The organism is Neisseria sp. HMSC069H12, from assembly GCF_001812735.1.
GTDB classification, from domain to species: Bacteria; Pseudomonadota; Gammaproteobacteria; order Burkholderiales; family Neisseriaceae; genus Neisseria; species Neisseria subflava.
Map to the genome: position 1 here is coordinate 3,219 of NZ_KV810286.1, position 13,449 is coordinate 16,667.

A 13,449-nucleotide genomic window follows, 5' to 3' on the forward strand; every position below is an offset into this window, starting at 1 on the left:
CAATCACTTGATCCAACTTCAATAGTGGGAAGTGGTCGATGTATTTGGCAATCATGGCTTGTGCGGTTTGCTGGAAGAAGGTGGTCATGGAAAATCCCCTGAATGTCTTAAGTAGGAATTTAGGGGATTTTGGGGGGATTTTGCAAAGGTCTCAGACGGCCTTGATTTTATATCGTTTTCAAACGGTATAGATAAGTAGTTTCCTTGTTTCTGGCAAACGCCAAAGGATCGGATTCATCTATGGCTTTTTTGTGTTGCGGTTTGGTTTTCAGAATATCAACTACATTGAGCGAGGCCGTCTGAAAGCATTGGTTTAGAAAGTCTTTATCACGCAAATGTAAGTGTTCTGCTAAGTCGGAAATAATCAGCCAAGCTTCGCCGTTTGGATTTAAGTGCTTGCGTACGCCGTTGAGGAACGCAGTCAGCATGGCATGATTGGGGTCGTAAAGTGCGGTCTCAATAGCGGAGGTCGGTTTTGCGGGCAGCCAAGGCGGATTGCAGACGATAAGGTCGGCGCAACTTTTTGGAAATAAATCAATCGATTGGATATTGACAGCTTTATTCAAGCCTAGGCGTTTGAGGTTTGCTGTGGCGCAGGCAATTGCTTTGGGGTTGGTGTCTGTGGCAATGATGTCGGGTATGCCTCGTTTGGCGAGAATAGCGGCAATAACACCCGAGCCGGTGCCGATGTCAAAGGCCGTCTGAATATTGGGAGCGAGTGGTGCTTGGGCGATTAAATCCAAATATTCGCCACGCAGTGGAGAGAATACGCCGAAAGGAACATGGATTTTTCCGGCTAGCTGCGGAATGTCTATGCCTTTTTTGTGCCATTCGTGTGCACCGATAAAGCCTAGCAGTTGATTCAGCGGCAAAAGAAACGGTTTGTCGTTTGGTGTGTCGTAAACATCGTACAGGGCGGCGTAGATGTCGGGTGCGCGTGCATTGTCCAGTTGAAAATTCGGTTGGATTTCAACGGCAAGCATATTGAGCAAACGGCTTTGCTGAGCCTGTTTCATGCGGTGGGTGTGAAAGGCCGTCTGAATATCGGCAGGTGTGCCTTTCTTTTTTTCAGACGGCCTGCGGATACGTTTTTTCATTGCTGCCAAGACTTGCTTGGCATTGTGAAAATCGCCAGTCCAAACAGTTGTAGTTTGCGCATGGGCATTTTTTAGAATTTCTGTTGCGCCTGCTTCTTGGATGTAAACCGCTTGTTTGGGCGGCTTTTGTGTGCTTTCGTTGCGCCATTCGATGTCGGAACGGTCGGTAGGGATGGTGTGGGGCATAGTGTGTTTCAAATCGTGGAAATAGAGGATTAGTTTACTATATTTAGGATGTGTTCGGTTTGAGAGGGGCTTTTAATAGTTCAAATTAGACAAAATGTATAAAAATTTCTCAATTTTTAAAATTTACACCAATTTTTTGATAAAAATAGATTGTCGTTTTGTCTAAAATGAGTATAATGCAAAACCTAAACACAATAATCTTAATCAGATTTGGACAAGGAGCATCATGCAATTAGACATTGACCGTTTGGTTGCCTATTTTGGCGGCGTAAACGCGCTGGCCGAAGCCCTGAAACAGCATGACCCGGAAAATGCTGCAACGACGGCGGCTATCTATAAATGGCGTACACGCGGTTCCCTACCTTTGGCTCAGTTGCAAAAACTGACTGCTTTGGCAGAAGCGCAAGGCAGACCGCTTGATTTGAATGCTTTTTTACAAAAAAACGAATCTCTGGAGAAAACAGAAATGACACAAACCAATCGTGTAATTATTTTTGACACTACCATGCGCGATGGCGAGCAGTCCCCCGGTGCATCCATGACCAAAGAGGAGAAAATCCGTATTGCCCGCCAGTTGGAAAAGATGGGTGTTGATGTGATTGAGGCAGGTTTTGCAGCAGCCAGTCCGGGCGATTTTGAATCGGTTAATGCGATTGCCAAAATCATTACCAAATCTACAGTTTGCTCATTGGCGCGTGCCGTTGAAAACGATGTGCGCAAAGCAGGCGAAGCTGTTTCCCCTGCTCCGAATAAACGTATTCACACTTTTATCGCCACCAGCCCCATCCACATGGAGCACAAACTGAAAATGAAGCCGCAGCAAGTTATCGATGCGGCGGTCAAAGCGGTGAAAATTGCCAAAGAATACACTGACGATGTGGAATTTTCTGCCGAAGACGCCGTGCGTTCGGATTTGGACTTCCTCGCCAAAATCTTTACGGCGGTTATCGAAGCGGGCGCGACCACCATCAACATTCCCGATACTGTCGGCTACTCCATCCCTTCCGTATGGTACGAGCGTATCAGCAACATCATCAAAAGCGTGCCCAACGGCGACAAAGTAGTCTGGTCGACCCACTGCCACAACGACTTGGGTATGGCGGTTGCCAACTCGCTGGCCGCTGTTCAGGCAGGTGTGCGTCAGGTGGAATGTACCATCAACGGTTTGGGAGAACGCGCAGGCAATGCCAGCCTTGAAGAAATCGTGATGGCGTTGAAGGTGCGTCATGATTTGTTTGGCTTGGAAACCGGCATCGATACCACGCAAATTGTGCCGGTTTCCAAACTGGTATCTACTATCACCGGCTATCCGATTCAGCCAAACAAAGCAGTAGTCGGCGCAAACGCCTTTGCGCACGAATCAGGCATCCACCAAGACGGCGTGTTGAAACACCCTGAAACCTATGAAATCATGACTGCCGAATCAGTCGGCTGGTCAACCAACCGCCTGACTTTAGGCAAATTGTCCGGCCGTAATGCTTTCAAAACCAAGCTGGCTGATTTAGGCATCGAGTTGGAAAGTGAAGAGGCATTGAATGCGGCATTCGCACGCTTCAAAGAGCTGGCGGATAAGAAACGCGAAATCTTTGATGAAGACTTGCACGCTTTGGTGTCTGATGAAATGGGCAGCCTGAATGCTGAAAGCTACAAATTCATCTCTCAAAAAATCAGCACCGAAACTGGTGAAGAGCCTCGTGCCAATATCGTGTTCAGTATTCGCGGCGAAGAAAAACACGCTACCGCTACCGGCTCCGGCCCTGTTGATGCGATCTTTAAAGCCATTGAAAGCGTGGCTCAAAGTGGCGCGACCTTGCAGATTTACTCTGTCAACGCGGTGACACAAGGTACAGAAAGCCAAGGCGAAACTTCTGTCCGCCTGCAACGTGGCGATCGAGTGGTCAACGGTCAAGGCGCAGATACCGACGTGTTGGTGGCGACTGCCAAGGCTTATCTGTCTGCACTGAGCAAATTGGAATTCGGTCAAGCCAAGCCTAAAGCGCAAGGCAGCGGCATGATTTAATTTATTGAAAAGGTAAAGGCCGTCTGAAATCGTAGTGATGCGTTTCAGACGGCCTTTTTTATTTGGTCAAAAAATAGTTTGTTTATTGAAGTTTAAGCAGTCGGTCTTGTTCAACAGACAAAACGCCGTTTACCTTTTTGAAATAGGCAATGGCATCTTCAATATTGGTCTTGGAAGATGGACGGATAGCAATGCCGTGCAGGTTTTTGTATTCGTAAACTAAAGTTGCACCGGAGGTTTTCACTGCTTTTAGCAATGGCGCAGAACCGGTTTGGGCATCATAGAAGATAATCAGATTGCCGGTTGTATCTTGGGCTTGCTGTTGAGATGGGGTGGCAGTTGATTGAGCGGGAGTGCTTGGGTTTTGGCAGGCGCAAAGCAGGGTGGCGAGTAGGACGAATGTTAGGGTTTTCATGGTATTAATTCAATTTGATAAAAGACTAAGGCCGTCTGAACAATCGTAAAACGAAATCAAAGTTTCTATTTACAACTTTCAGACGGCCTTAGTTCCTTATGCTTCGGGCAACTCCATGGCTAGAACGGTTTGTTCTTGTTTGGCACGGAAAGCGGCCAGTTTTTCAGCCAATTCAGGATTTTCGTTGGCCAAAAGTGAAATGGCAAATAACGCTGCATTGGCCGCGCCTGCTTCGCCAATGGCAAATGTGGCAACAGGAACGCCTTTGGGCATTTGTACAATCGAAAGCAGGGAGTCTTCGCCGCGCAGATATTTGCTCGGAACGGGAACGCCCAAGACGGGAACCGTGGTTTTGGCAGCGACCATGCCCGGCAAATGCGCTGCGCCGCCTGCGCCGGCAATGATGGCTTTGATGCCGCGTTCGCGTGCGGTTTCGGCGTATTCAAACATCAAATCAGGCGTACGGTGTGCAGAGACGACACGCGCTTCGTACTCAACGCCGAATTCTTTGAGAAATTGTGCTGCCTGCTGCATCACCGGCCAATCGCTGTTGCTGCCCATAATAATGCCGACTTGGATCATGAGGAGTTCCTTTTGCTTGAATGGATTAAGGGTAAAAAATATTCAGACGGCCTTGGGGATGACAAGGCCGTCTGAACGTTTATCTTTGTTTAAGGCTGATAGAAGCGCGCTTTGCCGCTTCGCTGTTGGGGAAACTTTGTATCAGTTTGCGCCATGTGCTGCGGGCAATGTCTTTTTGTTGCAGTTTGTATTGGCACTGGCCGATGCTGTACATGGCATCAGGAGCTTGCGGGCTGTTGCGGAATCGGTTGGCGTAGCGGTTGCCGATTTCGATAACAGATTCGCAGTTGCCCAGACGTTGTTGGCTTTGCAGGAGCAGGTACATATTGCGGCGGGCAATTTCGCTACCGTTGCCTCCGTCTGCTTCTTTCAAAATAGCCACTGCGGCAGAGAAGTTGTTGCGCTGATAGTATTTTTGCGCCTGATTATAAAGGCGCAGTTCGTTTTGCGAAGCTGAGTCTGTTTCAGACGGCACACCGCCGCCATTGGCCAAATAGTTCATTTTCAGCTTGCGGTCGTCCAATCGCTGGGCTTTGGGGTTGGAAGCCGAAGTAGTCGGACGCTTGATGGTTCGTTGTTGTTCCAATGTGTGCAAGCGTTGATTTAATTCTTCAACCGTGCGTTCCAGTCGGGCAATTTGTATACCTAAGTGGTCAATCTGGGTTTGTGCGTCCAAACGCGGATAGGGAATACTTTTTTCATGCAAAGGCTCACGCGGAATATCCGGCAGGACAAAGTTAGGATTGTCGGCAGGTTGGGGAGGATGGGAAACGGCGCACGATGCGGCCAATAGAGTAAGCGGCAAAAGAAACAGAGAATGTGATAATGTTTTCATCGGATTGTGTCGTTTTATTTTTTTAGTAGAAATGTCAAACCGTCACCGACAGGCAGGGTGATGGGAATAATGCGTGTATCGTGCGGCAGATTTTGGTTGAAATGGCGCAGGATATCCAAGCTGGGCGGATCATTTCTGGCAGCTTCATTCATGACGCGCCCACCCAACAAGATATTGTCAATGGCAATCACGCCGCCACTCCGTACCAGTTGCAAGCAGCGTTCAAAATATTTCGGCGTAGGCGGTTTGTCGGCATCGATAAGTGCCAAGTCGTAGCTTTCCGATTCGCCTTGCGCAATCAAATCGTCCAAAGTCAGCAAAGCCGGTTGCAGATGAAGCAAGATTTTATGCGCTATGCCTGCTGCCTGCCATGTTTCGCGGGCAATATCGGTAAAGGTTACATTAATGTCACAAGCCGTGATTTTGCCGTCTTCGGGGAGGGCAAGCGCCATGGCGGTGCTGCTGTAACCGGTAAAGACGCCAACTTCCAAATATTTTTGGGCATTCAATAATTTGGCCAACCACACCAACATTGCTGCCTGCTCTTGGGCGATGGCCATCTTTCCCAGACGATGTGATTGGGTACGCTCGCGCAATGCGGTCAAAACGGGATGTTCGGATTGACCAATGCTGTTGAGGTAATGTTGTAATGCCGGATCGGTATTGTGCGTGTTGGTTGTCATGCCGATACGGGATTAGTCTTGATAGTAGGTATAGGGTTTTTTGTTGACTTTGGCCGCTTCAAATTCGGCCTGCTCTGTCGGATTGAGGGTAACATCCCACAGCAAATGGCGGTTTTCGAGGCGTTGCGCTTCCATTTCGGGATTGTCTTCCATGAGTTTGTCGAGGAATTGGGTAGCTTCGGATTTGTAGTGGTACATGATGTTCTGCCTGAATCGTTGTCAGACCGACATTATAGCCGATATTTTTTGCCAATACGCTAATTAATCGAACTTCCATAAGGTATAATGGCACGTCTTTTTTAGGCCGTCTGAAGCCTTTGCTCAATGTTTTGCCCCTTCTGCGGCAGAATATTGTGCAAAGGCTTAAGCCAGACAAGTTTCAGACGGCCTTTTTTATTGTGAAAAGAGCTGCTTATGTTAAAAAAATGGCTGCATAAAGTGTTGCCTAAAAAACACGTCAAATCGTTGCCTGAAAAGGAAATTATCCCGCTTGAGCAACACGGTATCCGTGCGGATATGTTGAGCTTTGCCGCGGAGAAAATTGCCAAACGTCTGCATGAAGCCGGTTTTCAGGCTTATGTTGTGGGCGGTGCCGTTCGGGATTTGTTGCTCGGGGTCGAGCCCAAAGACTTTGATATTGCAACCGATGCCACGCCGGAGCAAATCCGCAAAGTATTCCGCCGCAGCCGCATTATCGGCCGCCGTTTCCAAATCGTTCATGTGATGATCGGCCCTGAAACCATTGAAGTAACGACGTTCCGCGGTGGCGATAAGGTTCAGCAAAATGCGCAAGGCCGTATTATGAAGGACAATACTTATGGCAGCATTGAAGAAGATGCCATGCGCCGCGACTTTACTTGTAATGCGTTGTATTACGACCCGATTAAAGAGGAGATTTGGGACTTCCATCAGGGCGTGGCTGATGTTGCCGATAAAAAATTGGTGATGATAGGCGATCCTGCCGAACGCTATCAGGAAGATCCTGTCCGTATTCTTCGTGCCGTCCGTTTGTCGGGCAAATTGGGTTTTGAAGTGGAAGAGCAAACGGCTTTGCCGATTGCCGAATATGCAGGCCGTCTGAAAAATGAGCCCGTTGCCCGTCTTTTTGACGAAATTTTGAAAATCCTGTTTTCCGGTCATTCCCGCGCCTGTTTGAAACGGTTAAACGAGTTGGGTATTCCCGAAGGCATCCATCCGCTTTTAGATGCCTTGAAAACTGCCGAAGCGGCCGACAAACGTATGATTATGTTGGCCTTGAAAAATACCGATGAGCGTATCCGTGCGGATAAGTCCGTTTCCGTCGGTTTCGTATTGGCGGCAGTATTGTGGCCGACACTAAATGCTATGTGGCAACGCAATCTAAGCCATGGACAAAAACCTGTCCCAGCATTGATGGATGCGATGAACACGATGCGGGATACGGTAGAGAAAGGTTGGGGCGTGCCACAACGATTTTCTGCAACCATGCGTGAAATCTGGCAATTTCAGCCACAATTCGACAATATGCGCGGTGCACGCCCGTATCGCCTGCTATCACAAGCCCGTTTCCGAGCCGCTTATGATTTCCTGATTTTGCGTAGCGAGGTTGGCGAGGTTGATAAAGAGATGGCTTCTTGGTGGACAACTTTCCAACATGCCGATGAGGAAACCCGTCAGCAAATGACTGCGACCAATGATCACAAACGTCAGAAACAAAATGGATCAACTGATGGAAAACCCAAACGTCGCCGCCGTCGTCCGAAAAAGAAAACCACTGAGGCTGAATAAGTTATCAAAATAAATTTAAGGCCGTCTGAAACCATTGAATCTTTTGAGATTTGGTTTTTCAGACGGCCTTTTCGTATTTCAATAAAAAACCGCAGGTCTTTCAACCTGCGGTTTGCTTTTACGATTTGTTTTCTTCGCTGTCGAGGAAGCTGCGGAGGCGGTCGCTGCGAGTTGGGTGGCGCAGCTTGCGCAGGGCTTTGGCTTCGATTTGACGGATACGTTCACGGGTTACGTCAAATTGTTTGCCGACTTCTTCCAAAGTGTGGTCGGTATTCATATCGATACCGAAACGCATACGCAAAACTTTGGCTTCGCGCGGTGTCAGGCTCTCGAGGATTTCTTTGGTTACTTCGTGCAGGCTGGTGTACATCGCAGCTTCTGCCGGCGCAACGTTGTTGGCATCCTCGATAAAGTCGCCCAAGTGCGAATCATCGTCATCGCCAATCGGTGTTTCCATGGAAATCGGCTCTTTGGCGATTTTCATGATTTTGCGGATTTTGTCTTCCGGCATTTCCATCAGCTCGGCCAGTTTGGCAGAATCAGGCTCTTCACCGGTTTCTTGCAGGTATTGGCGCGAGATACGGTTCATTTTGTTGATGGTTTCAATCATGTGAACCGGAATACGGATGGTACGTGCTTGGTCGGCAATGGAACGGGTAATCGCTTGACGGATCCACCATGTGGCGTAAGTCGAGAACTTGTAGCCGCGTCGGTATTCGAATTTATCCACCGCTTTCATCAGACCGATATTGCCTTCTTGAATCAAATCAAGGAACTGCAAGCCACGGTTGGTATATTTTTTAGCAATGGAAATAACCAAACGTAAGTTGGCCTGAATCATTTCCTGTTTGGCGGCTGAGGTTTCTTTCTCGCTCAACACCATGTTTTTGTTGATTTCTTTCAACTCTTCGATGGAAATACGGGTTTCGGCTTCCATATTTGCCAGCTCGATTTGTTTTTCGAGGATGGCGTGGCGGAAACGATCCAACGCATTTGCCCATACACGGCCTTTGGCTACTTCTTCTTCTACCCATTTCAAATCAGTAATGGCGGGCAGGAAGTTTTTGATGAAGTAGTCGCGTTCCATGCGGACGCGGTCGATACAGATGTCGCGGATTTCACGTTCGAGTTTGCGGATGTTTTCAACGCGGCTGCGCAGGTTGCTGCTCAGGTTTTCGATTTGACGTGTGGCAAAACGGACTTCCAACAGTTTGTTGGCAATGGCATCGCGGTGTTTCAGGTAGTTGGCATGTTGGCTGCCGTGTTTTTCCAACTGCTTGATCATTTTGCCGTATTCGCTCTCGATAAAGGCGAAGTGTTCCAAAACTTTTTGTTTCAGTTCGGCCAAATGGGCGGCTGATATGGCTTCAGAGTCGCTACCTGAACCGTCTTCATCTTCAACGTCGCCATCTTCATCATCGCTATCGGTTTCGCCTTCTTCGTTATCTGGTTTGGCATTTTCCAAATGACCCAAGCCCAATTCGTTCAATAAGACTTCGTTAGGGTCGATGATGGCTTCAACGACTTCATCCACACGGATTTCATCGTTGCGGACTTGCTCGATCAAAGCCAGAATTTCAGCAATCGAGCCTGGGCAGGCTGAGATTGCCTGCACCATGTTTTTCAGTGCATTTTCGATTTTTTTGGCGATGATGATTTCGTCTTCGCGCGTCAACAGATCGACTTGCCCCATTTCACGCATATACATGCGCACAGGGTCGGTAGTGCGGCCGAATTCTGAATCTGCGCTGGAGAGTGCTGCTTCGGCTTCTTCAACGGCATCGTCATCGGTCATGGCGGCGGCGTTGTCGCTCAAGAGGATGTCTTCAGCATCAGGGGCTTGCTCGGTTACTTGGATGCCCAAGCCGGAAATCATGCTGACGATGTTGTCGATTTGCTCGGCATCAGACATATCGTCGGGCAGGGCGTCGTTAATTTCGGAATAAGTGATGTAGCCGCGTTCTTTACCCATGATAATGAGTTGGCGCAGACGCGCGCGTTGCTCTTCGATACTCAAGGGACGGTTGTCGTCTTGGTCTTGGTATTCTTCGTAGTTTTGATTTTTAGACATGGATTGCTCTCTAGGTTGATAGGATGCCGACGGTTTACGGTGATGTGGCCGTACCTGAAGGCGGAGCAGAGCTTTTTGTTGTGAAATCAGATTTCACTTTAATACTCTGAGGCCGTCTGAAAATATTACAGAAGGGGTGTTCTGCGTGTCATGTTTCGCAGCGTGTATTTAGATTGTTCAGACGGCCTGAGGGGTTAGTTTTGCTTTGCCGTCAAAAGCGACAGCAATAGTCTTTTTTCATTTTCGGTCAAACCAGTTTGAATACTTTTTTGCTTTAAAGTTTCGATTTGACTGTATTTTAATTCATTTAACAACTTTTTCATGCCAATTTGGAAACTTTCGCAATCTTCTTCGTTATCCCCTTCCATTTCTTCAGAATGAAGGGTCGATAAAAAGATTTGATTGACGGTTTCCTCATAGGGCGAACCGCGCATATATTCAAGCACTTGTGCAGTTGCAGGAGTCGTATCATGATGCTTGATGGTTTCGGCCAAATTGGCAAGGCAGGCAAAGTCGCCGCTTAAAGCCAGATAATCGGGCAGGTCTATATATGAAGCCCAAGCCGGATTTATCAAGAGGCTGCGTATCTGTCTTTGAACCAGTGTCAGCATGGTTGGTTGTTTGACAGAAATAGGCGGCAGTTTGTAACTTTTTTGTTTGACGTGCCGCTTTGGCGCTTCTTGTCCGAGTAACTGGGCAAGGTTGTCCGGGTCAATGCCCACCAGCTCGCTGAGTTTTTGTTTCAGAAGATAGCCCAATGCCGGCGCGGTAATCTGAGCCAAAAGCGGAGAACTGGTTTTGACCAATTCTGCTTTGCCTTCTTGCGTATTGAGGTTGAGGCCGTCTGAAAGATGTTCCCAAAAGTATTCCGATAGGGGCTTGCTTTGGTTTAACAAGGCATCTTCAAATTGCGTTTTGCCATAGGCGCGGATGTAGCTGTCTGGGTCGTGTTCTTCGGGTAAGAATAAAAAATGCAGCGATTTATCATCTTTTAATTGCGGCAATGCATTTTCCAGCGCGCGCCAAGCCGCTTTACGTCCCGCGCTGTCGCCATCAAAACAAAAATAAATACTGTCTGCCTGACGCATCAGGATTTTGACGTGTTCCGCCGTGGTTGCCGTACCTAAAGCCGCTACGCCGTAGCCGACGCCGAACTGCGCCAATGCGACCACGTCCATGTAGCCTTCGACCACCAAAATCCGTCCAGCCTCTTTTACGGCAGCACGCCCTTCATATAGTCCGTAAAGGTTTTTCCCTTTATCAAACAAAGGAGTATCGGGAGAGTTCAGGTATTTGGGTTTCGAGTCGTCCAATACGCGGCCGCCAAAGCCGATGACCTGCCCACGCGGATTACGGATAGGGAACATAATCCGATGGCGAAAGCGGTCGTAATGTTTGCCTTCATTGTCGATGACCATGCCCGTATCCACCAACGCAGTATTTGGATAGGGTTGGAACACTTGTGCCAAAGGTTGCCAACCGTCAGACGCATAGCCCAAACCATAATGTGCGATGACTTCCGCACTCAAGCCGCGTTTGTCCAAATAAGCTTTCGCCGCCGGATTGAATTTCAACTGTTGCGCGTAAAAATCCGCTGCGGCTGCCGTTGTTTCTTCCAAAGTCTGCTGTTTTTTCTTACGTTCGGCACGGATTTCGGGGTTGTCTTCCTGCCCGCGAACTTTAGGCACCGTCATACCGACGCGATCAGCCAAAAACTGCACCGCCTCCGGAAACGACAGCCCCTGATGTTCCATCACAAAACCAATTGCCGAACCATGCGCCCCGCAACTGAAGCAATGGTAAAACTGCTTGGTCGGGCTGACCGAAAACGACGGCGTCTTTTCCTTGTGAAACGGACAGCAGGCCATATAGTTCGCCCCGCCTTTCTTCAGCGGAACCTGCTCGTCGATAATATCGACAATATCGACTTTGGACAAAAGCTCGTCAATGAAATCAGATGGAATCATGGCTCGGCGGAAGAGGATAGACGGAAAACATTTCAGACGGCCTTATAAACAGACAAAGGCCGTCTGAAAATGGAATTTTGGATGAGGGTTGAAATGAGTTTTGTATTATAGCAAATTGTTGTCATACATGTGTCTTATCCTTTTTAGGTAGAGTATTAATAATCGTATTCATTCATTATTAAGATAGATATAATATTGCTAAAGCAAAGGCCGTCTGTAAGATATTCAGACGGCCTTTGCTGTTGTCTTATTTTGCGATTCAGTTGCGCTTTGATGGTATGAATATGATAATGAACGTATATCCTCGGTTTTAGAAAGGTCGTTTCTCATGAAAGATTTTGCCCGTTTTCTCAATCATCCCGATATTTCCTTTTCTCCGATTCCAAATGCCATTAAAGTTGATAACCCTGCAACAGGTGAGGCTTTGGCGTTTGTCCGTAAGACTGATTCAGACGACCTCAAGTTGCTGATTCAAAAGGCGGAGGCTGCGCAAAAATTATGGGCGGCAAAAACCGCGTTGGAGCGCGCCGATGTTTTGTGGCGTTGGTATTTTTTGATTAAAGAAAACAAAGAAGAGCTGGCGCACATCATGACGATGGAACAGGGCAAAAGCCTGACCGAAGCTCGCGGCGAGATGGATTATGCGGCTTCGTTTGTGCGCTGGTTTGCCGAAGAGGCGCGGCGGATTGACGGCGATGTGCTGACAAGCGTGAAGGCGTCGCAAAAACTGGTCGTGTTGAAACAGCCTGTCGGCGTTACCGCCGCGATTACGCCGTGGAACTTCCCATCTGCGATGATTGCGCGCAAGGCTGCGCCTGCTTTGGCGGTGGGCTGCGCGATGATTGTCAAACCCGCATCGCTCACTCCTCTGAGCGCGTATGCGCTGGCGCTACTGGCTTACGAAGCTGGCGTGCCGCAGGATTTGCTTCCCGTCGTTAGCGGTCGCGCTTCGGAAATCAGCCATGAATTTGCCACGAACCCGACCGTGCGCAAAATCAGTTTTACCGGCTCAACCGAAGTCGGCGCAAAAATTTTTGCCGACAGCGCGGCGGACATTAAAAAACTGAGTTTGGAGCTGGGCGGCAACGCGCCGTTTATCGTGTTTGACGATGCCGATTTGGACAAAGCCGTCGAAGGCGCGCTGTCCAGCAAGTTCCGCAACAGCGGTCAGACCTGCGTCTGCACCAACCGCGTTTACGCTCAATCCGGCATTTACGACGAATTTTGCCGCAAATTAAGTGAAAAAGTGGCCGCGCTCAAATTGGGCAACGGCTTGGAGGATGGTGTGAACCAAGGGCCGCTGATTGAGGAAAAAGCAGTGGAGAAAGTCGAGCAGCACATCGCCGACGCATTGGCTAAAGGCGCAAGTTGTCTGACCGGCGGTAAACGGAGCGCATTGGGCGGAACGTTTTTTGAGCCGACTGTTTTAAGCGGCGTTACGGCGCAAATGGCGGTAGCTCGCGAGGAAACCTTCGGGCCTTTGTGTCCGGTGTTCCGTTTTGAAACCGAAGCCGAAGTCATCGAGGCTGCGAACAATACGGAATACGGTTTGGCAGCTTACCTTTTCACCTCCGACACTGCCCGCCAATGGCGCGTCGGTGAAGCCTTGGAATACGGCATGGTCGGCATCAATACGGGCTTAATCAGTAATGAAGTAGCACCGTTTGGCGGCGTGAAACGCAGCGGTTTGGGACGTGAAGGCAGCAAATATGGTGCGGATGAGTATTTGGAACTGAAATATTTGTGCATTGATGTAGCGGAATAAGGCTGCACGGTAAAGGCCGTCTGAAATTTGGTTTCAGACGGCCTTTGTTTTAGAGTAGATC

11 protein-coding genes are annotated in these 13,449 nt (G+C 48.7%); 3 read left to right on the plus strand and 8 right to left on the minus strand.

Annotation, left to right across the window (positions count from 1 at the left end):
• Nucleotides 1–167 precede the first annotated feature (167 nt).
• A complete protein-coding gene (locus HMPREF2872_RS06590; RefSeq protein ID WP_070632277.1) occupies nucleotides 168–1,283 on the minus strand; it encodes a methyltransferase in 1,116 nt (371 codons plus the stop codon).
• Nucleotides 1,284–1,509: 226 nt separating this feature from the next.
• On the opposite strand from HMPREF2872_RS06590, the gene HMPREF2872_RS06595 reads away from it, so the two are divergent.
• The gene (locus HMPREF2872_RS06595; protein WP_070632280.1) at nucleotides 1,510–3,303 is read left to right on the plus strand and encodes a 2-isopropylmalate synthase; all 1,794 of its coding nucleotides are present in this window, start codon (nucleotides 1,510–1,512) and stop codon (nucleotides 3,301–3,303) included.
• 82 nt (nucleotides 3,304–3,385) lie between these two features.
• Here the strand turns inward: HMPREF2872_RS06595 and HMPREF2872_RS06600 are convergent, their stop codons facing one another.
• The 5 genes from HMPREF2872_RS06600 to HMPREF2872_RS06620 all read right to left on the minus strand — a co-directional run bounded on the left by HMPREF2872_RS06600 (nucleotide 3,386) and on the right by HMPREF2872_RS06620 (nucleotide 6,016).
• A complete protein-coding gene (locus tag HMPREF2872_RS06600; RefSeq protein WP_070632283.1) occupies nucleotides 3,386–3,718 on the minus strand; it encodes a hypothetical protein in 333 nt (110 codons plus the stop codon).
• A gap of 96 nt (nucleotides 3,719–3,814) precedes the next feature.
• The gene (purE, locus tag HMPREF2872_RS06605; RefSeq protein WP_003686478.1) at nucleotides 3,815–4,300 is read right to left on the minus strand and encodes a 5-(carboxyamino)imidazole ribonucleotide mutase; all 486 of its coding nucleotides are present in this window, start codon (nucleotides 4,298–4,300) and stop codon (nucleotides 3,815–3,817) included.
• Between the two features lie 79 nt (nucleotides 4,301–4,379).
• Entirely contained in the window at nucleotides 4,380–5,135 is a 756-nt protein-coding gene (locus tag HMPREF2872_RS06610; RefSeq protein WP_070632285.1) for a tetratricopeptide repeat protein, read from the minus strand.
• A gap of 14 nt (nucleotides 5,136–5,149) precedes the next feature.
• On the minus strand, nucleotides 5,150–5,818 hold the full coding sequence (locus HMPREF2872_RS06615; RefSeq protein WP_070632290.1) for a class I SAM-dependent methyltransferase: 669 nt from the start codon (nucleotides 5,816–5,818) through the stop codon (nucleotides 5,150–5,152).
• A gap of 12 nt (nucleotides 5,819–5,830) precedes the next feature.
• Nucleotides 5,831–6,016: a DUF3460 family protein gene (locus tag HMPREF2872_RS06620; protein WP_003680728.1), complete on the minus strand. Its 186-nt coding sequence runs from the start codon at nucleotides 6,014–6,016 to the stop codon at nucleotides 5,831–5,833.
• 216 nt (nucleotides 6,017–6,232) lie between these two features.
• Here HMPREF2872_RS06620 and HMPREF2872_RS06625 point away from each other — a divergent pair, with 216 nt between their 5' ends.
• Nucleotides 6,233–7,585, plus strand: coding sequence for a polynucleotide adenylyltransferase PcnB (locus HMPREF2872_RS06625; RefSeq protein ID WP_070632295.1), 1,353 nt, complete (start codon nucleotides 6,233–6,235; stop codon nucleotides 7,583–7,585).
• A gap of 118 nt (nucleotides 7,586–7,703) precedes the next feature.
• Here the strand turns inward: HMPREF2872_RS06625 and rpoD are convergent, their stop codons facing one another.
• Both rpoD and dnaG read right to left on the minus strand, forming a co-directional pair.
• Nucleotides 7,704–9,656: an RNA polymerase sigma factor RpoD gene (gene rpoD, locus HMPREF2872_RS06630; protein ID WP_070632298.1), complete on the minus strand. Its 1,953-nt coding sequence runs from the start codon at nucleotides 9,654–9,656 to the stop codon at nucleotides 7,704–7,706.
• 194 nt (nucleotides 9,657–9,850) lie between these two features.
• Nucleotides 9,851–11,623, minus strand: a complete 1,773-nt coding sequence (dnaG, locus tag HMPREF2872_RS06635) for a DNA primase (RefSeq protein ID WP_070632300.1) — start codon at nucleotides 11,621–11,623, stop codon at nucleotides 9,851–9,853.
• A 328-nt stretch (nucleotides 11,624–11,951) separates the two neighbouring features.
• Between dnaG and HMPREF2872_RS06640 the strand changes: the two genes are divergently transcribed.
• Nucleotides 11,952–13,388, plus strand: coding sequence for an NAD-dependent succinate-semialdehyde dehydrogenase (locus tag HMPREF2872_RS06640; RefSeq protein ID WP_070632304.1), 1,437 nt, complete (start codon nucleotides 11,952–11,954; stop codon nucleotides 13,386–13,388).
• Nucleotides 13,389–13,449 lie beyond the last annotated feature (61 nt).